This is a genomic window from Bradyrhizobium sp. USDA 3650, assembly GCF_054057395.1.
Window position 1 is genome coordinate 6166783 of record NZ_JBSRZG010000001.1, and the last position, 25086, is coordinate 6191868.

Annotated in this window: 21 protein-coding genes and 1 pseudogene; 16 read left to right on the top strand and 6 right to left on the bottom strand. The window is 63.9% G+C overall.

The features are described from left to right. Nucleotides 1–27: 27 nt before the first annotated feature. Nucleotides 28–885 (top strand): glucose 1-dehydrogenase, encoded by an 858-nt coding sequence (locus ACVIN2_RS28960; protein WP_456768190.1) that lies wholly within the window; start codon nucleotides 28–30, stop codon nucleotides 883–885. A gap of 63 nt (nucleotides 886–948) precedes the next feature. Here ACVIN2_RS28960 and ACVIN2_RS28965 read toward each other — a convergent pair whose 3' ends face one another. Then, complete coding sequence (locus ACVIN2_RS28965; RefSeq protein WP_027519885.1) at nucleotides 949–1464, bottom strand: YciE/YciF ferroxidase family protein; 516 nt, start codon at nucleotides 1462–1464, stop codon at nucleotides 949–951. 86 nt (nucleotides 1465–1550) lie between these two features. On the opposite strand from ACVIN2_RS28965, the gene ACVIN2_RS28970 reads away from it, so the two are divergent. Beyond that, the gene (locus ACVIN2_RS28970; RefSeq protein ID WP_456768191.1) at nucleotides 1551–1751 is read left to right on the top strand and encodes a hypothetical protein; all 201 of its coding nucleotides are present in this window, start codon (nucleotides 1551–1553) and stop codon (nucleotides 1749–1751) included. Between the two features lie 78 nt (nucleotides 1752–1829). Further along, nucleotides 1830–2057, top strand: coding sequence for a hypothetical protein (locus tag ACVIN2_RS28975; protein WP_456768192.1), 228 nt, complete (start codon nucleotides 1830–1832; stop codon nucleotides 2055–2057). Between the two features lie 561 nt (nucleotides 2058–2618). On the opposite strand, the gene ACVIN2_RS28980 is transcribed toward ACVIN2_RS28975, so the two are convergent. Next, a complete protein-coding gene (locus tag ACVIN2_RS28980) occupies nucleotides 2619–4406 on the bottom strand; it encodes a peptide ABC transporter substrate-binding protein (protein ID WP_456768193.1) in 1788 nt (595 codons plus the stop codon). A 391-nt stretch (nucleotides 4407–4797) separates the two neighbouring features. Between ACVIN2_RS28980 and ACVIN2_RS28985 the strand changes: the two genes are divergently transcribed. The 10 genes and pseudogenes from ACVIN2_RS28985 to ACVIN2_RS29030 all read left to right on the top strand — a co-directional run bounded on the left by ACVIN2_RS28985 (nucleotide 4798) and on the right by ACVIN2_RS29030 (nucleotide 16262). Further along, the gene (locus tag ACVIN2_RS28985; RefSeq protein WP_456768194.1) at nucleotides 4798–5592 is read left to right on the top strand and encodes a MetQ/NlpA family ABC transporter substrate-binding protein; all 795 of its coding nucleotides are present in this window, start codon (nucleotides 4798–4800) and stop codon (nucleotides 5590–5592) included. A gap of 135 nt (nucleotides 5593–5727) precedes the next feature. Further along, nucleotides 5728–6762 carry a putative FMN-dependent luciferase-like monooxygenase gene (locus ACVIN2_RS28990; RefSeq protein ID WP_456768195.1) on the top strand — a complete coding sequence of 345 codons (1035 nt, stop codon included), beginning with the start codon at nucleotides 5728–5730 and terminating at the stop codon, nucleotides 6760–6762. Nucleotides 6763–6809: 47 nt separating this feature from the next. Next, nucleotides 6810–7433 (top strand): CMD domain protein, encoded by a 624-nt coding sequence (locus ACVIN2_RS28995; RefSeq protein WP_456769823.1) that lies wholly within the window; start codon nucleotides 6810–6812, stop codon nucleotides 7431–7433. A 12-nt stretch (nucleotides 7434–7445) separates the two neighbouring features. Next, complete coding sequence (locus ACVIN2_RS29000; RefSeq protein ID WP_456768196.1) at nucleotides 7446–8030, top strand: alkylhydroperoxidase domain protein; 585 nt, start codon at nucleotides 7446–7448, stop codon at nucleotides 8028–8030. 60 nt (nucleotides 8031–8090) lie between these two features. Then, nucleotides 8091–9248: an ABC transporter substrate-binding protein gene (locus ACVIN2_RS29005; protein WP_456768197.1), complete on the top strand. Its 1158-nt coding sequence runs from the start codon at nucleotides 8091–8093 to the stop codon at nucleotides 9246–9248. 13 nt (nucleotides 9249–9261) lie between these two features. Then, nucleotides 9262–11085, top strand: coding sequence for an ABC transporter permease (locus ACVIN2_RS29010; protein WP_456768198.1), 1824 nt, complete (start codon nucleotides 9262–9264; stop codon nucleotides 11083–11085). After that, a complete protein-coding gene (locus tag ACVIN2_RS29015; RefSeq protein WP_456768199.1) occupies nucleotides 11085–11918 on the top strand; it encodes an ABC transporter ATP-binding protein in 834 nt (277 codons plus the stop codon). The genes ACVIN2_RS29010 and ACVIN2_RS29015 overlap by 1 nt, the downstream gene beginning before the upstream one ends. After that, a complete protein-coding gene (locus ACVIN2_RS29020; RefSeq protein WP_456768200.1) occupies nucleotides 11915–12655 on the top strand; it encodes an ABC transporter ATP-binding protein in 741 nt (246 codons plus the stop codon). The genes ACVIN2_RS29015 and ACVIN2_RS29020 overlap by 4 nt, the downstream gene beginning before the upstream one ends. A 281-nt stretch (nucleotides 12656–12936) precedes the next feature. Further along, the gene (locus ACVIN2_RS29025) at nucleotides 12937–13968 is read left to right on the top strand and encodes a HoxN/HupN/NixA family nickel/cobalt transporter (RefSeq protein WP_456769824.1); all 1032 of its coding nucleotides are present in this window, start codon (nucleotides 12937–12939) and stop codon (nucleotides 13966–13968) included. Further along, nucleotides 13949–16262 (top strand): annotated as a pseudogene (locus ACVIN2_RS29030) (TonB-dependent receptor). Before ACVIN2_RS29025 ends, ACVIN2_RS29030 begins: the two are co-directional and overlap by 20 nt. On the opposite strand, the gene ACVIN2_RS29035 reads toward ACVIN2_RS29030, so the two are convergent. From ACVIN2_RS29035 to ACVIN2_RS29045, 3 genes are all read right to left on the bottom strand, one after another. Continuing rightward, nucleotides 16259–17770 carry a helicase HerA domain-containing protein gene (locus tag ACVIN2_RS29035; RefSeq protein ID WP_456768201.1) on the bottom strand — a complete coding sequence of 504 codons (1512 nt, stop codon included), beginning with the start codon at nucleotides 17768–17770 and terminating at the stop codon, nucleotides 16259–16261. The pseudogene ACVIN2_RS29030 and the gene ACVIN2_RS29035 overlap by 4 nt on opposite strands. A 102-nt stretch (nucleotides 17771–17872) precedes the next feature. After that, nucleotides 17873–18691 carry a YkgJ family cysteine cluster protein gene (locus ACVIN2_RS29040; protein WP_456768202.1) on the bottom strand — a complete coding sequence of 273 codons (819 nt, stop codon included), beginning with the start codon at nucleotides 18689–18691 and terminating at the stop codon, nucleotides 17873–17875. Between the two features lie 526 nt (nucleotides 18692–19217). Next, a complete protein-coding gene (locus tag ACVIN2_RS29045) occupies nucleotides 19218–20282 on the bottom strand; it encodes a ketopantoate reductase family protein (RefSeq protein ID WP_456768203.1) in 1065 nt (354 codons plus the stop codon). Nucleotides 20283–20596: 314 nt separating this feature from the next. Here ACVIN2_RS29045 and ACVIN2_RS29050 point away from each other — a divergent pair, with 314 nt between their 5' ends. Together ACVIN2_RS29050 and ACVIN2_RS29055 are read left to right on the top strand one after the other, a co-directional pair. Further along, nucleotides 20597–20881 carry a hypothetical protein gene (locus ACVIN2_RS29050; protein ID WP_456768204.1) on the top strand — a complete coding sequence of 95 codons (285 nt, stop codon included), beginning with the start codon at nucleotides 20597–20599 and terminating at the stop codon, nucleotides 20879–20881. A gap of 261 nt (nucleotides 20882–21142) precedes the next feature. Next, entirely contained in the window at nucleotides 21143–22225 is a 1083-nt protein-coding gene (locus ACVIN2_RS29055; RefSeq protein WP_456768205.1) for an alpha/beta hydrolase, read from the top strand. A 90-nt stretch (nucleotides 22226–22315) separates the two neighbouring features. Here the strand turns inward: ACVIN2_RS29055 and ACVIN2_RS29060 are convergent, their stop codons facing one another. After that, nucleotides 22316–22795, bottom strand: coding sequence for a MarR family winged helix-turn-helix transcriptional regulator (locus tag ACVIN2_RS29060; protein WP_456768206.1), 480 nt, complete (start codon nucleotides 22793–22795; stop codon nucleotides 22316–22318). A 503-nt stretch (nucleotides 22796–23298) separates the two neighbouring features. On the opposite strand from ACVIN2_RS29060, the gene ACVIN2_RS29065 reads away from it, so the two are divergent. Beyond that, nucleotides 23299–24882 carry a porin gene (locus tag ACVIN2_RS29065; RefSeq protein WP_456768207.1) on the top strand — a complete coding sequence of 528 codons (1584 nt, stop codon included), beginning with the start codon at nucleotides 23299–23301 and terminating at the stop codon, nucleotides 24880–24882. Nucleotides 24883–25086: the final 204 nt, after the last annotated feature.

Sequence of the window (25086 nt, forward strand, 5' to 3'; positions counted from 1 at the left end):
AGCGGAGCAAATCCCTGGAGCCGCTCCATGACCGAATATCCAAAGCCGCCTTATCCTCCGCAACAGCAACCGATGCCTGGTTCGACCCGCGCGATGAATCCGCGACCGGATCATGGCGAAGAGAGTTACAAGGGCTCCGGCCGCTTGGTCGGAAAGAAGGCGATCATCACCGGAGGCGACAGTGGCATCGGCCGCGCGGTCGCGATCGCCTATGCCCGGGAAGGCGCCGACATCGTCATCGCCTATTTGAACGAGGACGAGGATGCCGCCGAGGTCAAGGCGCTGGTGGAGGGCGAAGGACGCAAGGTCGTCCTGATCCCCGGCGACATCCGCAATCCCGATCATTGTCGCGCGATCATCGCCCGCACCGTCGAGGCGTTCGGCGCAATAGACATCCTCGTCAACAACGCGGCCCATCAGGACACGTTCAAGGAGATCGCTGATATCAGCGACCAGGAGTGGCAGCGGACGTTCGAGACCAACATCCATGCCATGTTCTATCTCACCAAGGCTGCGGTGCCCCACATGCGCCCGGGAGCGGCGATCATCAACACCGCGTCGGTGAACTCCGACATGCCGAATCCGACCCTGCTGGCCTATGCCACGACCAAGGGCGCCATTCAGAACTTTACGGGTGGGCTTGCCCAGATGCTGGCGGCGAAGGGCATTCGCGTCAACGCGGTCGCTCCGGGTCCGATCTGGACGCCGCTGATTCCGTCGACGATGGCGGAGGACACCGTGAAGAATTTCGGCAAGCAGGTGCCGATGCAACGGGCCGGCCAGCCGGCCGAGCTCGCGACCGCCTATGTCATGCTCGCCGATCCGCTCTCGAGCTACACATCAGGAGCGACCCTGGCGGTCACCGGCGGCAAGCCGTTCATCTGACCGCACGTGCGATGAGAAAGTGGCAGCCCTGCGAGCAGGGCCGCCACGCCCAGTACGTCTCGATCAAGCCGCGCTGGACGCCTTGGCATTGACGCCCTTGCGAAGCGCCACCGTATTCAGCTTGGTGTTGGCGGCCTTCTCTTCGTTCAGGTTCGTCGTGAGGAAGCGCACGATGTCGTCGTGCCCGAGTTCCTCCGCCCATGCGATCAGCGTGCCGTAGCGGCACATTTCATAATGCTCGACGGCTTGTGCGTTGGCCACGATCGCGGCGTCGAGCACGGCCTTGTCCTCGATCTCGCCCGCCGTCTCGTCGGCCTCCTTGATGATGCCGTCGATGGCGGGACAGTGTGTTCCGCTGGGCTCCTTGCCGAGCTTCGCGAACACCTTGCCGAGCCTGTCGACCTGCTTGTTGGTCTCTTCCAGATGAGCTTTCAGTCCGGTGACGAGGTCCCTGTTGGTCGCCTTGTCGATCATCTTCGGCAGCGACTTCAGGATCTGCTGTTCCGCGTAGTAGATGTCCTGCAGCCCGTGCAGCAGCAGGTCTTCCATCGATTTGATGTCCTTGGTGAAGAATCCCATAAACGACGTCTCCTTTCACAATGATGGAACTGGAACGCCGCACAGCCGCAGCTGTTCCATTCCTGTGACCAGATCAGGAGAGCCGAATGAGCGATGGCGATGGTGCGGATCATCTTGCGAGCCTGCTCGGACGGGCGGCGATGGACGTGTGGGGCGACATGCCGCGCGATATCCAGGAAGCGCTGTTCGAGACCGCCATGAAGGGACGGCCTGCGGAGCGGGAAGAGCTCGCGCGGCTGCTGCACGAGCGGCATCCCCGTACGCTGCATCCGGCGCGGCCGGGCTAACGTGGCGGCGGGAACGATCGGGCAAGAAGCCGATTTGTAAAATGGGCGAGGCGCGGTGAACGGGATTCGACGAAGCCCGTGAGCCGTAGCTCCGCCCAGGATCATATCGGTGAGTCGAGCGGCGTGACTGAAACGATTATCGGAAAATGGTACGATCCGATCTCCCAGAGATGGATTGTGCCGCGCGAAGCGCCCCCGTTGGCGGGCTATTCGCAGTCCACCCCGGAGAAGGGGTTGGAGACCCGCGCATCGGGCGAGGCGCAGCGGATCTGGGACCTGCTGGTGGATTGCTGCGCGCGCGGGTGATTTCCGAGCGCACCATCATTGGCTTCTGCTGTCGGCAATTCACAGAGTGATGACATAGACCGCGAAGGCAATAATGAGCGCCAGGCTTACGACGGCGGTGCTGATCAATATCTTGCCCATGGCGCGTCCGTGCTGTCTCGCAGCGTCAATGAAACAGCCGTCCTTTTCGTTCCCGACCGGACAGGTGAAGGCTCCGACTGTTCACATGTGAACAAAGCGCGTCGGTACCAAATGGCTTGAACCATATCATTTGATATAGATATGGCTGAGCGCGCTCTTATCATTGGCCATCCGGAAAGGCACCGCATGGTGCCATGACATGGAGACCCGATCGTGCTTAGGCGGCGTCGCGTTCAGCAAACCACCACTCTTCAAGAGCGGCTTGCGGAGTTCACCAGGACCATCCGCGAAAAGGCCGAGTCGTTGCCCGACGGCAAGGAGAGGGATGAGTTGATGAAACGCCTGAGAAGCGCCGACACGGCGTCAAACCTCGACCGTCAATTCGCCGGCAGCGATTGAGCTGGCAAGGATTGAGCTTGCAAGGATTGAACTTGCAAGGCGTCAGCTGCGGTACCAACTCGCCAGATTCCAGGTCGTGACGTCCCATCCCGACATGTCGACCATGAGGTTGTTGACCCCTGCGTTGACGATGTTGCGGGATAGAAGCGGCAGGAACACGTTGGCCTCGCAAAAAGTTTCGTCGACCTTGATCAGCAGCGCGGCGCGCTTGACCGGATCAAGCTCGTTCTGGGCAGCCTTGTAGGCCTTGTCGGCCTCGGGATCGGACCAGCGCGAGACGTTGCGGCCGAGCCATTTGTTGTCCTTGTTGGAGATCTCCCAGGAGACGCACTGGTTCAGGAAGCGCTCCGGGTCGGGCTGCGGTTGCGTGGTGTTGTACATCTCCATGTCGGCATAGAACTTCGAGTAGGTGTCGGGATTGCCGACGTCGGATGAGAAGAACACCGATGCAGTGACCGCCTTGATCTCGATCTCGATGCCGGCCTTCTGGCAGGCCTGCTTGATGATGGCCTGCGTCTTCTGACGCGGCGCATTGGTCGAGGTCTGGAAGACGAATTTGAGCTTCTTGCCGTCCTTCTCGCGGATGCCGTCCGCGCCCTTGGCCCAGCCGGCTTCATCGAGGACCTTATTGGCCTTGTCGACGTCGAACTCGTATTTCAGCTTGGGCGACTTGAACTGTTTGGGTGCGTTGACGAAGCTCGCGGTGGCGATGCCGCCGCGGCCGTAAATGAACTTCTGGATCGAGTCGCGGTCGATCAGCAGGTTCATCGCGCGGCGAACGGCGGGATCGGACAGTGTCGGGTGCTTGGTCTTGGGGCTGGAGCGCTCGCCGTCCACCTCGGTCCACGGGTCAGTCGTGTTGAGGATGATGAACTCGACGTTGCCGGAGGGCGTGACGTCGAGCTTGCCCTTGCCGCTGGCCTCCATGCGCTTGAGGACCTCCTCCTCCACCTGCATGTTCCAGGCATAGTCGTATTCGCCGGTCTGCAGCACGGCGCGCGCCGCCGACACCGCATCGCCGCCGCCCTTGATTTCGAGCGTGTCGAAATGCGGCTGGTTCTTGACGTGATAATCGGGATTGCGTTCGGCCCGGATCAGGTCACCGGGCTTGAACTCGACGAATTTGTAGGGACCGGTGCCGACCGGCTTCAGATTCCCGGGCGCTTCGCGCGACTTCGCGCCGACATAGTCGCCGAAATGATGTTTCGGCAGGATCGGACCGACCGAACCGACGAAGGGATCGGCCCAGAACGGGGTCGGGGCCTTGAAGAGCACCTTGACGGTGTGGTCGTCGATCTTCTCGACCGTGATGTCCTTGTAGGACCCTGTGGTGTACGCCGCCGTGGCGAGATCCGAGGCGTATTGCCAGGTGAAAACGACGTCGTCGGCGGTGAAGGGCTTACCGTCATGCCATCTCACGCCCTGTTTCAGTTTCCAGGTCACGCTCAGGCCGTTCGGCGAAAGGCCGCCGTTCTGCTTGGATGGGGCCTCGGCCGCGAGGCAGGGGACGAGGTTGCCCTCCTTGTCCCAGCCGGCGAGGGGCTCGAAGAAGACGCGCGAGGCGATCTGGTCCTTGGTGCCGAGCGCGAAATGCGGATTGAGCAGCGTCGGGGCCTGCCAGAGCAGGATCTTGAGCGGGCCGCCGCCACCGGCCTTGGTCGGCTTGTATTGCAGCGTGGCGTCCGCCATCGCGACGTCGTTCCAGACCAGGATCTGGCTCGCGACCGGCGCTGCGATCCCGATCGCAGCCATCGTCTGCATGAACGAGCGTCGCGATAGCTTGCCCTGCTTCACCTCAGCGATGGACTTGCGGATTTCGTTCTCGTTCATCGGATGATCCCCACTTCACGGACAAGTCGTCACCGGCCAAAGCCCATCATGTTTCATCATGGGCGAGGCGGCAATGCCGACAGGGTGAGAAAATCCTGCGGCGAAATGACGAATGGGCGGGGAGAGGTCTGAAGCCCGGATGGAGCCGAGCGCAACCAGGATAAGTCCACCCGCGGCAGGCTGCGCCCTGGATTGCGCTTCGCTCCAGCGGGCTGGGCCCAACGATCCGTGCTGTTTTGCCGTAATGCGCCTCATACTTGCGCAGGTGCATTCGTTCCCCACATGCGGACGAACGGAGAAGCGTCGTCCGCGTCGGCCCGCCAATATGGATTTCCATTTCATTGATTTCGCCCCGCGGAGAAGCGAATACGGTTCCAATCATTGCCAAGCCATGGAGACCAAGATGTCGTTTCGCCTTCCCCTGATCCTTGCCACCGCGCTCGCCGCCTGGTCGGCCGCCGCTTCAGGCGAGACCATCAAGATCGGCGTGACGCCGGGGCCGCACGCCCAGATCTTCGAGGCCGTGAAGCCGATCGCCGCCAAGCAGGGTCTCGACATCCAGCTCATCGAATTCTCCGACTACGTCGTGCCGAACGCCGCGCTCGATGCCGGCGAGATCCAGGCCAATTCGTTCCAGAATCAGCCTTATCTGGACAACCAGAAGGCGGACCGCGGCTACAAGATCGAAGCCGTCGGCCTGACCGTGAATTTCCCGATCGGTGTCTATTCCAAGAAGCACAAGTCCTTCGCCGACATTCCCGAGGGCGGCAAGATCTCGATCCCGAACGATCCGACCAATGGCGGCCGCGTGCTGCTGCTGCTGCGCGACAAGGGCGCGATCAAGCTGAAGGACGGCACGGGCTTCAAGCCGACGGTGCTTGATATCATCGAGAATCCCAAGAAGCTGAAGTTCATCGAGGTCGACGCGGCGCAGGCGCCGCGCGCGCTCGACGATGTCGACGCCGCCGCGATCAACACCAATTATGCAACCCAGGCGGGCCTCGATCCCGTTAAAGATCCGATCCTGCGCGAGGACCCGAAGGGTCCCTACGTCAATCTCATCGCCGTTCGCACGGTCGACAAGGACAAGCCCTGGGTCAAGATCCTGGTGGACAGCTACCACACCGCGGAGGTCAAGGAGTTCGTCCTGACCAAGTTCAAGGGCGCGGTACTGCCGAGCTGGTAGGCAGTCTGCCCAGCCAAAGCTCAGCTCAGGCGATCTCGGCGGGCAGGCTTGCGTACGAGCCCTGCGCAATGCCCGCTTGTCTGGAGCTGCGGCAACCGACATCATCGGGACCCATCCTCGTCCGACAGGGGTCGTATGAAACGCTTAGCAAACCTGAAACGCCTGGGGTTTTTCACGCGGCTTCTCGACGAGGCCCCGCCCGCCGACCGATATCGCTTCGCGGCCGAGCAGATCGTGCGCGCCGAGAAGGCGGGCCTCGATTCCGCGTGGATCGCGCAGCACCATTTCCACGAGCGCGAGGGCGGCCTGCCGTCGCCCTTCACCTTCCTCGGTTACGTCGCAGCGCAGACCTCGCGCATCCGGCTCGGCACCGGCATCGTCACCTTGCCGCTGGAGAATGCGGTGAGGGTGGCGGAAGACGCCGCGGTGCTCGACCTGCTCTGCAACGGTCGCTTCGAGCTCGGTGTCGGCACCGGCGGCAATCCCTCGGCCTTTGCCGCGTTCGGCCTCGACAGCGCCCAGCGCAACGAGATCTTTGCGCGCAATCTCGAGGTCGTCCGCACCGCGCTGGTGGGCAAGCCGCTCGATGGTGGTGACACGCTCTATCCGCAGCGGCCGCAATTGGACAACCGGATCTGGCAGGCGACGTTCTCTGTGGCGGGCGGCGCGCGTGCCGGCAAGGCGGGCGATGGCCTGTTGCTGTCGCGCACCCAGCCTCGACCCAAGGAGGCGCCGAAGGCAACGCTGGCCGAGATTCAGAATCCGGTGATCGATGCCTACCTTGAAGCACTGCCGCCGGGACGCGAACCCCGCATCATGGCCTCGCGCACAATCTTCGTCGCCGACGACCGCGCCGAGGCGATGCGCCTTGCCGATATCGGGCTGCGGCGCGCGCTGCCGCAATTCCTCAAGGGCGGCCACGCCAAGCCGGGCGAGACGCTGGAGGAGATGATCGCGGCGTTCGACACCCATGTCGGCGCGGCCGACGACGTCATCGCCTCACTGCGCGCCGACGCCACGCTGGAGCGGGTGACCGATCTCGTCTTCCAGGCGCATTCGGTCGATGCCCCGCATCCCCATATCCTGCGCTCGATCGAGCTGGTCGCGGAGAAGGTCGCGCCGGCGCTGGGCTGGGCGCGGACGGCGCCTGACGTGGCGCTGGCGGGATAGTCGGAATGAACGCAATCGCGTTGCACGAGGCTGCAAGAGGCTGAATGATGGCTACGAAAGATATCATCGACACGCTCGCCGGGATCGAACCGGGTTCGGCTCTGGATGGCATTCGCGCCAAGCGCGTGCAGGCGCGCGACAACGCGCAGAAGAGCTATCTCTCTCTGTTCGAGCCGGTGGACGCCGGCGATGTCTCGCTGGTGGAGCGCGCCGCGGTCGCGCTCTTCGTGATCGGTCTTCACCGCGAGCCCATGACGGCCGGCTTCTACCGGGCGAAGTTAGCTGCGACCGCCGATGGCGCGCGCCTGGTCGAAGCGGTCGATGTCGAAATCGCGCGGGGCGAGACCTCGGGCCCCTACGGTGCGTTTCCAGCCGGCCCGCTGTCGCTCGAAAACAAGGCCGGCCTGATCTATCGCGTCAGCGCGGAGCGCAAGCCCGATCTCGGGCACCGGCTCGTTGCGGCGCTCGAGCATGCGCATCTACTGGTGTTCCGCCCGCGAGATGCGGCTGCAGCCGACATGAAGGCATTGCTCGCCGCCGGCTGGTCGAAGACCGGCATCGTCACGTTCTCCCAGCTCGTTGCGTTCCTGTCGTTCCAGGTGCGCGTCGTCACCGGACTGCGCGTGCTCGGTGCCTCGCTCGGGCGCGCAAATGCCGCGGCTGGCGCATAAGGAGGCTGCATCATGAACGCTGCAAACAATGTCAATCCGCCCGTTGTCTTCACCCAGGATGAACTGGGCTGGGTGTCGTGGATCGATCCGCTGCCCGAGACTGAGCTGACCGAGCGGCATTTCGCCGGCCTGGTCGATCGCTCCCGGTCCAAGTCCGAATATTTTCGACTGCTGGTGCGCGATCCCGAGGTGCTGGAGGCCCGGACCAAGACCGACAAGGACATCTTCTACAACGTGGCCGACGGCCTGCCGCGCGCCGAACGCGAACTCGCGGCGGCTGCGACCTCGCGCTACAACGGCTGCATCTACTGCGCCTCCGTGCATGCGCGTTTCGCCAGTACCTATTCCAAGCGCCGCGACGATGTGCAGCGCCTGCTCGACGAGGGCGTTGGCGCCGATCTCGGTGAGCGCTGGAATGCGGTCGTCGAGGCCTCGGTGGCGCTGGCTGCGACGCCGATCTCGTTCGGCCCCGACAATGTCGATGAGCTGCGCCGCGCTGGTCTCGACGATGCGGAGATCGTCGACGTCATCAACGGCGCGTCGTTTTTCAATTGGGCAAACCGGCTGATGCTGTCGCTCGGCGAGCCCTCGAAATAGCCAACCTCACCGGCATGGAAATTGCTGGTTGTTTCAACACCTGACAGGATGGAGCCGTCCATGAGCAACATCGATCGTCGTACCCTGGTCAAGGGCTCGCTTGCCGCCATGATGGCGGGAGCAGCCTTCTCGCGCGCCGCGCTTGCGCAATCGTCCGAGCCGATTTTGCTGGGCGTCAGCGGTCCATTGACCGGGCCGAACGCACAATATGGCACGCAGTGGAAGCAGGGATTTGATCTCGCGCTCGACGAGATTCAGGCGGCGGGCGGCATCAACGGCCGCAAGCTCGCTTACAGCTTCGAAGACAGCCAGAGCGACCCGCGCCAGTCGGTGGCGATTGCCCAGAAGTTCGTCTCCGATCCCAGGATTGTCATGGAGCTCGGCGACTTCTCGAGTCCCGCCTCGATGGCGGCCTCGCCGATCTATCAGCGCGGCGGGCTGGTGCAGTTCGGCTTCACCAATTCGCATCCCGACTTCACCAAGGGCGGCGACTTCATGTGGAGCACCTCGGTCAGCCAGGCGGACGAGCAGCCGCTGCTGGCGGCCTATGCCGTCAAGCGTCTCGGCCTGAAGAAGCTCGCCGTGCTGCACCTCAACACCGATTGGGGCCGCACCAGCCGCGACTATTTCGTCAAGGCCGCGAAAGAGCACGGCGCCGAAATCGCCGTCACCGAAGGCTACATCGCGGAGGAGCGCGACTTCCGCTCCACGCTGGTGCGAGTCCGCGACGCCAATCCGGACGGGTTGATCCTGATCTCCTATTATTCCGACGGTGCGCTGATCGCGCGCCAGGCGCGCCAGGTCGGGCTGAAGCAGGTGATCTGCGCCGCGAGCTCGGTCTACTCACCCAAATTCCTGGAGCTGGGCGGCGAGGCCGTCGAGGACGTCCATGTCGGCACGCGTTACTTCCCGGAAGATCCGCGCCCCGAGGTGCAGAAATTCATCGCGGGCTTCAAGAAGAAGTACAACGGAGTGGAGCCCGACGCGTTCAACGCCTACGCCTATGACGCGATGAACATGGCGGCCGCCGTGGTGAGGATCGGCGGCGCCGACCGGCGCGCGATCCGCGACGCCTTCACGAAAGTGAAGGACGTCTCGAGCGTGATCTTCGGCAAAGCAACGTTCGACGTCGAGAGTCGCCGCGTCAAGGGCGCCATGAACGCCGAACTCGTCGTGCGCAAGGGCCAGTTTGCGCTCTGGGACGGCAAGCCGACCTGAGGGGATTTTCTGCGTGTCTTCCTGGCTCGACTACACGATCAACGGGCTGATCGTCGGTAACGTCTACGCCCTCGTTGCGGTCGGGCTCGCGCTGATCTTCGGCGTCAGCCGGCTGATCAACTTTGCGCAAGGCTCGATCTATCTCGTCGGAGCCTATATCGGCTGGGTCGCGGTGGTGCAGCTGCATACGCCGCTGCCGCTCACCATCATCGTGGTTGCGGTGGCGGCGGCGCTGGTGGGCTTGATCATCGAGCGGTTCGGGCTGCGTCCGCTGCAGAACTCGGTGCGCATCGCACCGCTACTGGCGACCATCGGCATCAGCTTCGTGCTTGATCAGCTCGTCATGCTGACCTTCTCGCCCAATCCGCGCGCATTGCCAAGCCAGTTACCGGATGTCCGCTTCCAGATCGGCGGCGGCACGATCGGGCCGCTCGATCTGCTCATCGCCGGTGTCGGCCTCACCAGCGCGTTGCTGCTGTTCGTGTTCCTGCGCTACAGCAAGCTCGGTTGGGCCGTGCGTGCCACCGCGCAGGACCGCGACGCCGCGATGCAGATGGGCGTCGATGTCAATCGCGTCAATCAGGCCGTGTTCGGCATTGCGGCTGCGCTTGGCGGCGTTTCCGGCCTGCTGGTCGGCATGTACTACAACCAGATCGACACCGCGATGAGCCTGCAGGCGACGCTCAAGGGCGTCGTCGCCGAAGTCGTCGGCGGTGCCGGCAATGTGCCGGGTGCGGTGATCGGAAGCCTGCTGCTCGGATTGGTCGAGAGCTACGGCGTCGCCGTGTTCGGCACCAGCTACCGCAATCTGTTCGCGTTCCTGCTGCTGGTCGTGGTGCTTGTGCTGCGGCCGAATGGCCTGTTCGCCAGCGCACGGCAGGCGCCGCCCGAGCCGCTCACCGGCACCTTCATCGCGCCGAGCCGCCCGGTGCGCATTCCGCGCTGGGCTCTGCTGATCGCTGCCGCCGTCTTCGCGATCCTGCCGCTGTTGCCCGTGTCGTTTTACGTGCTCCAGACCCTGATCAACGCCTGGCTGCTCGGCATGCTCGCGCTGAGCCTCACCCTGGTTGCAGGCACGATCGGTCAGGTCTCGCTGGGACACGCCGCGCTGCTCGCGATCGGGGCCTACACCTCCGCGCTGCTGTCGCTCAATTTCGCCGTCCCGGTCGTCCTTGCCATTATCGGCGGCGGCCTGATGAGTGCTGCGCTGGGCACGGCGCTGATCTCGCCGTCGTTCCGGCTGCGCGGACACTATGTGTCGATCGCGACGCTCGCGATCGGCGAGATCGTCTCCCTGGTGATCCTGAACTGGGAGAGCGTCACGCGCGGGCCGATCGGCATCTCCGGCATTCCGCCGCTGTCGCTGTTCGGCTATGAGCTGGTCAGCCCGATTTCGATCTACTGGTTCAGCTTCATCGTGATGGTGGTGCTGGCGCTGCTGCAGGGACGCCTGCTCGGCTCGCATCTCGGCCGCAGCTTTCGCGCCATCCGCGACGACGACATCGCCGCGCGCGCCTATGGCCTCAGTCTGAATCGCTACAAATCGCTCGCCTTCATCTTCGGTGGCTTTGCCGCCGGCATTAGCGGCGGCATCGCCGCGCATCTCTATTCCTACATCAACCACGAGACCTTCAACACGCAGCAATCCATTTTGGCGCTGACCGTGGTGATCCTCGGCGGCCTCGGCAATGTCGTCGGGGCGATTCTCGGGGCGGTCGCGCTGGTCGGGCTGCCGGAAGTGTTCCGGATCGCGGCGGAGTATCGCATCCTGATCTACGGCATCGTGCTGCTGCTGCTGGTGCGGTTCAGACCGCAGGGCCTGTTGGGGACGATGTGATGAGCACGACCATGCTGTCCCTGCGCGGGCTGACGCGGCGTTTCGGCGGCCTCACCGCCGTCGATGCCATCGATCTCGATCTCGCCAGGGGCGAGCTGATCAGCATCATCGGCCCGAACGGGGCCGGCAAGACGACGTTGTTCAATCTCGTGACCGGGCTTGACCGGCCGGACGCCGGGACGGTTCGCTTCGAGGGACTGGACATCACGGGTCTCTCGCCGGAGCGGCTCGCCGCCGAAGGTGTCGCGCGCACGTTCCAGCTCGGCCGCGTCTTCGGCAATCTCAGCGTCATGGACAACGTCTTGATCGGCGCCCACACGCGGCTGCGTGCGGTCAAGCCGGCCGTGCCGGTAATCGGTCCGCTGCTGGAATTGGGGTTGGCGCTGCTGCGCCCCGCCAGCGTCAAGGCCGAGGAAGAGCGGCTGCGCGAGGAGGTGAAGGTCATTCTCGCGCGCTTCGGCGAGCGGCTGCTGCCGCGCATCGACCAGCCGGCCTACAGCCTGTCTTACGCCAATCGCCGCCGTGTCGAGATTGCGCGGGCGCTCGCGCTGAAGCCGCGTCTGCTGCTGCTGGACGAGCCGACCGCCGGCATGAACCCGACCGAGACCACGGAGATGCAAGGGCTCGTCGCCGAGTTGAAGGCCGAAGGGCTGACGATCTTGCTGATCGAGCACAAGCTCGAAATGGTGATGCGCCTCTCCGACCGTGTTATCGTCATGGACGAGGGCAAGAAGATCGCGGAAGGCCCGGGCGAAGCGGTGCGGGGCGATCCCAAGGTGATCGAGGCCTATCTCGGCCACGGCCTGGCGACGAAGCAGGAGAGCGCGGCATGACGAACTCGCCTCCTGATGCGCTGCTCGCGCTCACCGACGTCAATACCTTCTACGGCCAGGCCCAGGTGCATTTCGACCTGTCGATATCAGTGCCGCGCGGCCACATCGTCTGCCTGCTCGGCGGCAATGCCAGCGGCAAGTCGACGACGATGAAGATCATTTTAGGCCTGGTGAAGCCACGCTCGGGCGAGGTGACTTTCGACGGTGCCTCGTTGCTCGGGCTGACCACGCCGCAGATCGTCCGCCGCGGCATCGCCTCGGTGCCGGAGGCGCGACGGCTGTTCGCCGACATGAGCGTGCGCGAGAACATCCTGATGGGGGCGTTCGTGCGCGACGACCGTGAGGCGATCGCGCAGGATCTCGACAAGATGCTCACGCTGTTCCCGAAGCTCGGCCAGCGGCTGTCGCAGCGCGCCGGCTCGCTCTCCGGCGGCGAGCAGCAGATGGTCGCGATGGCGCGCGCGCTGATGAGCCGTCCCAGGATGATCGTGATGGACGAGCCGACCATGGGCCTGTCGCCGCTTTACGTGGACCGCGTGCTGGAGCTGATCCGCACCATCAACCAGGAGGGCGTGTCGGTTTTCATGGTCGAGCAGAACGCCAGCCTCGCACTCGAGATCGCGCACGAGGCCTATGTGCTCCAGACCGGCAAGATCGTTCTCTCCGGCTCCGCCCGCGCGCTGAAGGACGATCCCCGCATCCGCGATGCCTATCTCGGCGGCTCCGAGGCGGCGTAGCGCCATCATGGCCTGCATGGTTCGAGACGCCCGCTTGCGCGGGCTCCTCACCATGAGGTTCTGGCAATCGCTGCGAAACAAGACCTCATCCTGAGCAGCCCGCGCAGCGGGCGTCTCGAAGGATGGCGACCAGCACTGCTGCAGAACCCTGCCGCCCCCTCCGGGATTGCACTGGTCAGTATGACCATCTTATGAAAAGGTCATACCGTTGGCGCGATCGGCGTGCGGCGGACGGAATCAACGACGTGACGAAATTATCTTTGCGGGCGGTAGAGCCCGGAATGGTGCTGCTGTTCGGCGGGCTGATCGCGGCCAATTTCGCGGCGTGGGCCTGGGCGTTCGCGGCGTTCGGTGACCGGCCGACGGTGATGGCGACCGCGCTGCTCGCCTGGGTGTTCGGCCTGCGCCACGCCGTCGATGCCGACCACATCGCGGCCATCGACAATGTCGTGCGCAAGCAGATGCAGGCAGGCGGCGCGCCGCGAAGCGTCGGTCTCTATTTCGCGCTCGGCCATTCCACGATCGTCGTGGTCGCGACCATGCTGCTCGCGCTCGGCGTCGTAAGTCTTGGCGGCGACAGCGTGCTCAAGGAGATCGGCGGCTTCATCGGCACCTCGGTCTCGGCGCTGTTCTTGCTGGTGATCGCGGCCATCAATCTCGTCATCATCGCCGGCTTGTGGCGGACGTTTCGCGCCGCGCGGGAGCAGGGCATTCACGACGCCGAGGGCCTCGATGCCCTGCTTGCCAATCGCGGCCTCCTGGCGCGGCTGTTCGGCCCGATGTTCCGCCTGGTGACAAAACCCTGGCACATGTATCCGCTCGGCTTCCTGTTCGGGCTCGGCTTCGACACCGCAACCGAGATCGGCCTGCTCAGCATCTCCGCCGGCGAGGCCGCGCGCGGTGCTTCGTTTGCCGATGTCCTGGTCTTTCCCGCGCTGTTCGCGTCGGGCATGGCGCTGGTCGATACCGCCGACTCCGCGCTGATGGTGAGCGCCTATCGCTGGGCCTTCGTCGATCCGCTGCGAAAGCTCTGGTACAACCTCACGATAACGGGGGCTTCCGTGGCGGTGGCGCTGTTGATCGGCGGCATCGAGGCGCTCGGGCTGATCGCGGACCGGCTCGGCCTGTCCGGCGGCGTGTGGGCCCTGGTTGACGCGCTCAACGATTCGCTCGCCAATGTCGGCTTCGCCGTGGTCGCGCTGTTCGTGATCGCCTGGCTCGTCTCGGTCGTGCTCTATCGGCGCATGTTTGCGCTCCACCGAGCGGCCACGCCAAAATTGCTGCAATGCGCCGATGCCACCGAGACGGTCTGAGTCCGACCGACGCTGCGGCGCGCTGACGGCATTTTCGGTCTTGGTGCTGCTCGCAGATGGCGGCGACGCCTTCGCGCAGAACGCAGGCACATCGCGCGAGCTGCCGCCGGTCCAGGTCAGCGGCGGCGAGACGAAACCTCACAAGAAACCGGCCGCAGCTCGACGGTCCAGCATGCCGGTCCAGTCCAACGACCGCATCGTTGCTGACCCGACAGCCATGCGAGCGTCCGATGCGCACAGCGCCGCCTCGGGCGCAAAAGGCCCGCCCGGCATGGCAAGCGAGATCACCGTCTCCGGCGAGGACATCAACGCGCGCCCTTTCACCCGGCCCGGTGAGGCGCTCGAAGCTGTGCCGGGGTTGATCGTGACCCAGCATTCCGGCGAAGGCAAAGCCAACCAGTATTTTCTACGCGGCTACAATCTCGATCACGGCACCGATCTCGCCATCGCCGTGGACGGCGTGCCCGTCAACATGCGCACACACGCGCATGGCCAGGGTTATGCGGACTTGAATTGGCTGATCCCGGAGACCATCGCCGCGATCGACGTACGCAAGGGGCCATATTTCGCCGACGAGGGCGATTTCGCTTCGGTCGGTAGCGTTCACATCGGCCTGATCGACCGCACCAAGGGGCTCGCGCAGGTGAGCGCCGGCAGCTTTGGTTATCGCCGCCTGCTCGGCATGGACTCAACGAAGGTTGGCGACGGCTCGCTGCTCGTCGCCGGCGAGATCGGCACCTATAATGGGCCGTGGGACAATCCCGACAATGTCCGCAAGCTCAACGGTCTCGTTCGCTACAGCCAGGGTACCGCGACGGATGGCGTATCCGTCACCGGCATGGCCTATGCGAACAAATGGAATTCGACTGATCAGGTGCCGCAGCGAGCGATCGCGCGTGGCCTGCTCGACCGGTTCGGCTCGGAGGATCCAAGCGACGGCGGCAACACCAATCGCTTCGCGCTCTCCGCCCGCATCGCGCAGAGTGACGATGTGGGGTCTTGGAAAGCCAACGCCTATGTGGTGAAGAGCCAACTCGACCTCTTCAACAACTTCACCTATTTCCTTGGCGATCCCGTGCTTGGCGACCAGTTCCACCAGCACGATGACCGCCTGATGGCCGGCGCCAACATCTCGCGCACGCTGGACGGCTCGTTTGCGGGGCTGCCGATGCAGACCACGATTGGCCTGCAATCGCGCCATGATTCGATCGATCTGGCGCTGACCAATAATTTTCGGCGCGGCTTCGTCTCCAACATCCGCAGCGACAAGGTCGGCGAGGGCAGCGTCGGTGTATTTGCCGAAAACACCGTGCGCTGGTCCGATTGGCTCCGGACCACAATTGGCTTGCGCGGCGACTACTATGCCGCAGACGTCGCATCCCTGTTCAACCAAAATAATTCCGGTCGCGCCGATGCCGCGCTCGGCAGCCCGAAGTTCAGGATGGTGCTCGGTCCGTTCAACCAGACCGAATTCTTTCTCGGGGCCGGCTACGGCATGCATTCGAACGACGCGCGCGGCGCGACCACGACCGAAGACCCGAGCGATCCCGCGACAAGGCTGACGCCGTCGCCGCTGCTGGTGCGGACCAGAGGCGCGGAGATCGGCGTTCGCAGCAGGATCGTCCCCGGTCTCGACACCTCGCTCAGCCTCTTCATCCTCGACCAGGATTCCGAGATTCTATTTTCGGGCGATGCCGGCGACACCTCGGCGACCCGCGCCAGCCGTCGCTACGGCTTTGAGTGGACCAACCATTACCGCCCGCAACCATGGATCGAGATCGACGCCGATCTTGCGATGACCCATGCGCGCTTCCGTGGATATGACAGCGCTCAGGCCGAGGTCTACGCCTCGCTCACCGGCTATCCCGAGGCGCAGGCCGGCAACGCGCCCGGCAATTACATCCCGAACGCGCCGGCGATGGTGGCATCAGCTGGCATCACGCTCGGCGAGAAGACCGGCTGGTTCGGGGGCTTGCGCTGGCGCTATCTTGCGTCGAGCCCACTGACGGAAGACAATGCGTTCCGTTCGTCTGCGACCCAGCAACTTCAACGGACGCCTCGGCTATCGCATCGACAATGGCTGGCGCCTTCAGCTCGACGTGCTCAATCTCTTCAACATGCAGGCGAACCAGGTCACCTACGCCTATGGGTCGCTGCTGAAAACCGACACGCTCTACGCCCTATGTACCTCAGGCACCGCGCCCGCCGCGGTCTGCCAGAACGGCGTGATGGACACCGTGCTGCACCCGGTCGAGCCGCTGACGTTCCGCGTGACTGTGGCGGGAGCGTTCTAGGCCGAAGCCGCGCTCGCGACCTGCTCCGTCGGCAGGTCGTCGGCATTGGGATCGCCGGGCGCGGTGGCCCAGGCGAGCTCCACCAGCGTCACGAACCGGCGGCCGGCGCCGTCGAGCTGGCAGACGATCAGGCCCTGCTCTTCCATGTAGCCGAGCAGGCGCTGCGCCCGGCGCAGCGAATGCGAGCCGTAGGCGCGGGCGATCGCGGCGTCGCCCGGACACGGCCAGCCTTCTTTCGCCGCGCGCGCGATCATCATGAACACGCCCTGCATGTCCTCGGGAAGGATCGAGGCGCGCAGCGACACATCCTGCCAGGCGTCGTCCTCGGCATGCTCGGCGCCGAGCCCGGCGCGTGCGCGTGTCAGCATGCGGCGGAATTCGGTGAGATCGGGCACCGCCGAGCCGAGGCCCTCGATGCGGCAGCGGACTACGAACTCCTGGTACAGCACGCCGACCGCGCGGAAACCGGCATCGGGCGCAGCGAGGACGGCACGAAGGGTCCGATCCACGCGCTCGCGCCGTTCCGCGAGCTCCTCGGCACTGATCGGGACCTCGATCATGTCGGGGCCGATCTCCGGTGCCGCACCCTTCGCGGCGCGGAGTTGCTCGAGCAGATCGGGCGCGGGCCGGCGCTGCGGCCGGCTGGCATCGGGCGGCGGCGCGGCCAGGATCACGGCGCGCATATTTTCGAGCGCGGCTTCGGGCATCGGCATCAGCCGCGGCGTGGAATTGCGCGGCTGGGTTTCGGTCGCGCCGATGTTCAAACGCAGGGGGCGTCGCGACAGTGCGGGGCCGAGCGCCATGAATTGTCCGCGTTCGAGATCGCGAAACGATTCGGCCTGCCGCCGCTCCATGCCGAGCAGGTCGGCGGCGCGCGCCATGTCGATGTCGAGGAAGGTGCGGCCCATCAGGAAGTTCGACGCTTCCGCCGCGACGTTCTTGGCGAGCTTCGCCAGCCGCTGGGTCGCGATGATCCCGGCAAGCCCGCGCTTGCGGCCGCGGCACATCAGATTGGTCATCGCGCCGAGCGAAAGCTTTCGCGCTTCGTCAGAGACTTCGCCCGCGACCGCAGGCGCAAACAGCTGCGCCTCGTCGACCACCACCAGCATCGGATACCAGTGGTCGCGGTCCACGTCGAAGAGTCCGCCAAGGAAGGCCGCGGCGCGGCGCATCTGGTTCTCGGCGTCGAGCCCTTCGAGATTGAGCACGGTGGAGACGCGATGCAGCCGCGCGCGCTCGCCGGCGACCTGAAGGCCGCGCTCGGTGTGATCCTCGGCCTCGATCACGAGATGGCCGAAATGCTCCGCCAGGGAGACGAAATCACCTTCGGGATCGATGATGGCCTGCTGCACCCAGGGCGCGCTCTGCTCCAGCAACCGCCGCAGCAGATGTGATTTTCCGGAGCCCGAATTGCCCTGCACCAGGAGGCGGGTCGCCAGCAGTTCCTCGAGGTCCATGGCCGCTGCGGCGCCCGCCGTGGTCTGCCCCATCTCGATCGCAACCGTCATGCCCGACTCAAGTCCCATCATTCGCGGACAGGGGCTTATCAACCCGGCCGCGGCGCGTCGAGCGCCACGGCGGAAATCATGCGTTGTTGCCCACGGCGGAGTTCAGGCGTGATTCGATTGCCGTAGAAGTGCGGGCCGATAGGGGGCTTGTGGATCGTCGTCCTCGTTCTCGGGGATGGCGCAGGAGCCGAATTCCTGCCTGATCCGCTCGATTTCGGCGATGCGCTCGTGCAGCCGCTGCAGATGCTCCGGGGATTTCGCCCGCCAGAATCGGAAGGTGTCGGCGGTGAGCGGCAGGAACGCGGTGCCGAACAGCGTCGGCTCAGGAACGACGGTGCGCCCGAGCAGCAGGAACCGGTCGGCGCCGGAGACGACGAGCGTCGCGTAGCCGCGATTTCCGATTCGCTTGATGCCGTTCAGCGACCATTCGGCGAGCTTGCTGAAATAGGGCTCCTCGCGCCAGCGATCGGGGCAATGGTCATCGACCGTCACGTTCACGGCGTCCTGGCTGAAATGCACGATGATGCCCGACTTCGCCGGAAACCAGTCGTCGTCGAGATGGCCTTGCAGCCAGGCGCAGACGAATGAACGGCACATCTGGGGACGGCGCTCGTAGATGGTGCAACCCGTGCCGGCCTGCCAATGCTTGCACAGCTGGTTCACCGGCTTGTCGACGGCGGCCACTTCGAGAATGTCGCAGCAGGCATTGCACGAGCCGCATTGCCGGGCAGGCTGAGCTGTCCTCGTCGGGCCGGTTCCGCGAAAACCCTGGCCGTCGCGGACCAGCAGCTTCTGCTTCTCCAGCGCGTTCAACGCACGTTCGATTCTAAGACGGGACAGTCCGGTGGCGTCGATCACGCCCTTCATCGTCGTCGCGCCTGCCTCGACTGCGCGGACGACGCTCAGCATCGCCTGGTCCATTGCTTCTTTTTCTTCGATTTTTGTTGTCTGGATCCGAACGCGGGGACTGCAAACCGTGTCTGGAAAAGCCGCAAAAGACAGCTGCCTTGCAAAGCTATGTTACTCGGGCATATCCGCCAGGCAAGACGGCGAGCCCGGCGCGCGCGCATGCGGCGTTTGCGCAAATGAAGGATCTTGTCCGAAACGTGCGACCTCGCTCGAGGGCGCGGCGGACAGGGATTGCGCGCTTTGATTCAGTTCGAGCGGAAATGCCGCATTTTCACGCTGCGCGACGTCGAGACATGACGGGCAACATGACTCTGTCATTCAGACGTAATATCTGCGGTGAAAGCAGGAGGGAGCTGAACGCAACACGATCGCGTGATCGATGACTCGCGATCACTCCTGTTGAGTTTGCGTCACACCGGGAACAGTGCAGCGCGCGATCATTTGCCGGTAGGGCATGATCACCCCTCCGGGGCGCGACGCTCGGCCCCGGTGTCCTGGAGCGCAACGCCGACGCGTTCGAGGGCGATGGAAGCGCCCGTTACAGCGCGCCCGATCCGCCCTGCACGATCTTCTCGTTGAGCTTCAGGTCCACGGTCTCGACCGTGCGGTCGATCTCTGCATTGGGCGCGCCGAGCTGATGCGAGATCAGCTTGACCAGCAGGTCGACGCGCTCGATGAAGGGCGCGCCGCCGGCCACCGCGCGTGCGGCCGATGACGGCTTCAGCAGGCTCTCGGCGGCCTTGGCGTATTTCGCGAACGGCACCTGGTCCTGCGGATCGGCGCCGAGGCGCCGGGCAATGGCGTCGACATGCTCGTAGATCGTCTGCGAGCGCGCGAGATCACCGTGCACGGCGTCGCGGATCGACTGCGGCTCGTGCGGCGTGATGCAGCGATAGTTGCCGGTCAGCAGCATCGACCATTTCGCCAGCGGCACGAACAGGGAATCGAACACCTTCAGCTTCACCGGCACGTCGTGGCCATCGAGGGTCACCGCGTCGATGTCGGCTTCGAGCTCGCGCAGCACCTTGTTGTGCTTCTCGTCGGCGAACACGGAGGCCTTGAAATTCGTGGGCAGACCGACGTGAAGCACGTTCGCAGCCTCTTCCGGCGGACGGAACGCCTGCGGGTCGGGCGAGCACAGGGTCACCAGCCCGGGCTCGAAGCGCTCCCACACCTGCGCATTGGTGTAGGCTTCCTCGAGATCCATGTCCGCGAGCGAGGGGATCCGCTTCAGATAGGGCAGCGGCGGCATGTTCATGATCGACAGGCACGGCAGCTTCGCCGCGGCGATCCTGACCATGAGAACGCGCACCGTGTGGTTGGTGTATTGCGGCTCCTGCATCGCAAGGCCGATCATGTCGTAGCGCGACAAGTCCACATTGGCGGGTGTCACGGCGTCAAGCTTGCCGGGCAGGTCGCGCGAGAAGATGGCGCGGTGAACCGCCTCGTCACGCAACTTGATGCGCACCTCGGTACCCTCGCGGTTGATCAGCTCCGCGGTCTTGGTGCGGCAGACCAGGGTCACGTTGTGGCCCGCCATCAGCAGCTTCGTGCCCAGCAGGGAGCCGTAGGAAGCCCCGAGAATCAGGATGTTACGCGCCATGTCTCGTCCCTTTGACAATTTGTGCTGTTTTTGAGCCCCGGCCGTCATCCGCGGGCGAGTTTGGCGGGCATGTAAGGCAAAGTGCGTGGGGATGGCAACTGGGATAATGGATACAAGGGTCGGACGGCTCGGCAGGCGATCCAGCGTGTTGCTTGCCGCCGAAAGCGAGAGGACGCCTCATCGGGGACGGGCTCTGCAGGTGCATGAGCTGCTCAAATAACTGGCTTACCGAAGTAAGGAATGTTGTAGGTCTCGCTCGCCCGGGCTCACCCAGAAGCGATCATACCTGGTCACGTCGCGCGCGCCGGGTGCGGATGAGCGACGTCGAGGATTTTGTCGCGCGGGTTTTCCTGCGACGCCGACCGCCGAAAAGTCCCGTGGCGAAGGCCGTTGGCATCATAAACGGCAATCCGCCGCATCCCTCGATCGCCATCGTGATGGATGGCACGCCGGCTCGGCGTCATGAGGAATTCATGATGGAAGCCGATACAGGCCCTGCGTTTTTCGCCATCGAACGCGATCCAATTTTTAGTCGTCCATCGCAACAAAAAACTGCAAACGCGGGACGGCAAAAAGTGGCAGAATGGTGCGGGGCCTAAACTGTGTATCAGCAACGGAGCTGAGACGTGACGATTGAGTTGGAGCCGGCGTGAGACTTGCTTTGCGACCAGTTCGTTCGGACTGTAGTCCGTCTGGTCCAGTGCCCCCGCCCGCGAAGGGAAAACGGAACGATAAGCGGGACGGCAGACGCACATGTGATCACGCAAGCGTGAGGTCGCATCGAGCAGACATGCAGGGCGTTGCGCTGACAGCGTTGCGCCTGGTCCAAGCAACCGCCGACGCGCCGTTCGGGGACTGACATGGAAGATGATCATTGGCCTCACTGCGCGTGCGACGGCGCCGGTCGAAGCCTGGAGTGCTTGCGGAAACGCGCGTCCGACTTTTTCGAAAGCTTGTCCGTCGCGGAGCTCGGGCGCGAGGCGCACAGGCATCGGTGGATTTCGGACTGGTTGCGGATCTCAGGCGAGTACCGGATCTTCGCCGAATCGGCGCGCGTAGCCGGTTCAGCTCAGGTCGCGCGGGAAGCGTGGCTGTGCTCGCTGACGGCCCTCGAAGTCGCGAGGAACCTGTCTTGGCCCGGAGATCCCGGGAGTACCGGCCTCGTAGACAAGGTCGGACTCAGCCTGAGGGGCTTCGAGGAGGAGGCCGGTTCGGCGATCGAGCGCGTGGAGATCGACTGCTTTGATCAAGGCTCGCTTGCGGGCTACTTTCTGCCGGCGTTCCCCGACCGGTCTTTCGCACCAGCGGTTATCTGTGTCAGCGACGAGGACATCACCCTGGGCTCGATGATGAGCAGGCTGTTGCCGGTCTCAGGGCGACGGAACATGTCACTCCTGCTCGTTGATGCCGGCGATTCATCCGGTCGTAGCCCCTTCAAGCCGGCGCATGTTCTTCAATGCTGGCTGGACTACCTGGAAGCCCGTCCGGACGTCGATTCGCAGCAGATCGCGGTCTACGGCGAGGGAGCGGCCGCCGGTCACGCATCCCGTCTTGCCCTCCTGGATCGCAGGATGGCTGCCGCCGTGTGCGACGGCGGCATTGCGACGTCGGTCATGCGCCGGGCATCGCTGCGCTGGATGATCGGCGTCGAGCAGGCGGTCGGTGACGAGACCTCGACGGGCTCGTTGCTGCCGTCGCGTCGGATACCTTGCCCGCTTCTGATGGTCGTCGGGAGCCGCTCAATGGTTTGGGAGGAGGATGCTCTCGAACTGCAAGCTGGCTATCGGCAGGCCGGAGCCGATTGCGCGACCGTCGTGCCGAACCGCATTCCACACCCTCTGGGCGAGGTCGAAAATTTCATCGCGGTGGACGATTTCATTTTCAAGTGGCTCGACAGCAAACTTGGAATTGCCCGCCAGCTGGACTCTGTGACCTACCTCTAAGGCGCCAAGAAATTGGGAAGGCGAGATTGGGAATGCGAGAAGAGATTGGGGATGAATCGAGGCGCGGGCTCCGCGCCTGACGGCAGTGGGTCAAGACACGTCGATCGCCAGCAATCGAGCCGCCAATCGGGCATTCTTGGCAATCGTTGCGAGCGCGGCATTCAGATCGGCCAAGGTCTTCTCGTCGAGCTCGTTGAACATGGTCGAGTTCAAGGCGAGCTTTCTCTTCGACAGTTTTTCGATCTCCGTCGTTGCTTTCGCCGTCAGCGACATCAGGACGTAGCGTGCGTCGTCTGCAGCAGGCCGTCGCGACAGGAAGCCGCCCTTTTCGAGGCTCTTGGTCTGGTTGGTGACGAAGGCGGGGTGGACCCGCAGCTTGTTCGCGATATCGATTCCGGCGACACCTCGCCCTTCGTCCAGTTCGGTGATGGCCATCAGGATCAGCCACTGCGGCTCGGTAATGCCCAGCAGTCCGGCCCAGCTGGTGTGGATGTCCTCCAGCTGGGAATGAATTTCGACGACGTTCCAGATGAAATCCGTAATCGCCCTGTCGAGTTTCTTCTCGATCATGTGGCTCCCTCCCGTTTATCCCTTGCCTATCTTTAGTGGGATATCTTGGAAGCGTCTCGAAAATCGCGCGCCGATCCAAAAGAGAGATACCGCGAGGAGGGAATCGTAGGCTCAATTATTACTTGCAAAGAACAATTAATTTTATTATCGACTATTCCACTCTATTTCGCTGCTCTTGACCCACGCGATGGACAGCGATGCGAGACCTCCAAGAAGCCCTCGGGATGCCCCCCGAGGGCTTTACTTGTTTTTCTACACGTTTTTTCCGGGGGGTATCGCCGCTGTTGCTCTCAAGACACATCGCGGCTCGAACTGTCGATTCATGAAATCAATAAATTGAGGCAGTTGTTTTTATAAACTATATGTGAAGCACGACGGAGGGGGGGCACCTCACTGTCGTTTCAGTCCGGACCTTCGTGCGGATCTGAATTGAGCGAAATTGAGAGGGTAAAGCGGCGCCCACCGAGGAGCCGAGCCCCCTGAACCGACCTGGAGGTTTACTAATGAAGTTGACGAAGACACTCTTTCTCGGCTCGGCTGCCGGCCTGATGGCCGCCTCCGGGGCGTTCGCAGCCGATCTTCCCGTGAAGGCCAAGGCGGTCGAATACGTGAAGATCTGCTCGCTGTACGGCGCCGGCTTCTACTACATCCCGGGCACCGACACCTGCATCAAGCTCGGCGGCTACGTCCGCGCTGACGCGAACTTCAACACCAACTCGGACTTCAATCCGAACCAGGGCGGTACTGCCGGTGCTCGCAACCGCCTGATGAACTACTACACCTTCCGCGCTCGTGAAGACCTCAACATCGACACCCGCACCGCGACCGAGTACGGCGTGGTCCGCACCTTCTTCGACGGCGTCTTCACCTGGACGAGCGGCAATTACACCCCAACCGGTTCGGCAACGGGTGGCACCCAGTACAGCGGTGCGCTCGGTCTCAACGCTGCGGGCACCGCCCTCGTCGGCTCGAATGGTAGCGGCAGCATCAACGGCACCGACGGCAACACCTCCGGTGGCGCGCTTGGCGTATACTATGCCTTCATCCAGTTCGCCGGCTTCACCATGGGTAAGGCCGTGTCGCAGTTCGACGCGCCCTGGACCAACTATCCCGGCAACATCACCGACAACCTCGTCGGCGGCAGCGGCACGGTCACTGGTGTCAACCAGTTCACCTACACCGCCGACTTCGGTCAGGGCGTCACGGCCTCGTTCTCGGCTGAAGACGTCTCGGCCTACTATCAGGCCGGCAACGTCAACATGACCGGCGCGACCGCGGGCGGCATGATCGGCGGCTCGTACGGCACCAACGCCATCGGCGGCACCCGTTCGCCGAACCTCGTCGGTCAGGTCCGTGTCGATCAGGCCTGGGGTCTGTTCCAGGCGTCGGTGGCTGCACATGACAACCACGTTGGTTACTACGGTGCAACCGAGCCGACTGGCCACCCCGACGACAAATGGGGTTGGGCGGTTCAGCTCGCTCTGTCGATCAAGAACATCCCGACCGGCGCGGGTGACACGATCAACATCCAGGGCGTCTACACCGACGGTGCGACCCGCTACAACTTCCAGAACCTGTCGGGCAGCAGCTACGCACTGTACGGCAATTCGGGCATTGCTGGCTCTTACGGCAGCATCGGCTTCGCCAGCGCTCCCGATACGGTGTTCGTGACCGGCAGTTCGCAGGAAACCGTCAAGACTTGGGGCTTCCGCGGCGCTTACACCCACAACTGGGATCCGTACTGGAACTCCTCGCTGTACGGTGCCTACGCGCAGGCCCAGTTCGGCACGCTGGCCAAGACCACGCTCTGCGGTGCTGGTGGCGCCGGCGGTGTGTTCGGCGGCCTGGCGGGTGTGACGGGTTGCAACCCGGACTTCGCGATCGGCCAGCTGGGTGTCGTCACCCGGTGGACCCCGGTCAAGAACCTGACATTCTCGGCGGACGTGTCCTGGACCCATCTCGACCAGAAGTATTCTGGAACGGTTGGCCTCGTCCCGAACGTCGTGACCGCCAAGCCGGCTGCGGTTTACGAATTGAAGGACCAGGACTCGATCGCCATGATCTTCCGCGCTCAGCGCAACTGGTAAGATCTGTCGAACATATGAACGAACACCCGGCGGGAAACCGCCGGGTGTTTTTCGTTGGGCAAGGCAGATGATGTAAGGCGGCTAAGCCCGGTAGCCCGGATGGAGCGCAGCGCAATCCGGGGCCGCTCGCCCGGCATCCGGCACCTTCCCGGATTGCGCTGCGCTCCATCCGGGCTACCGGGCTCTGGCTGTGTCGCCCTCCTG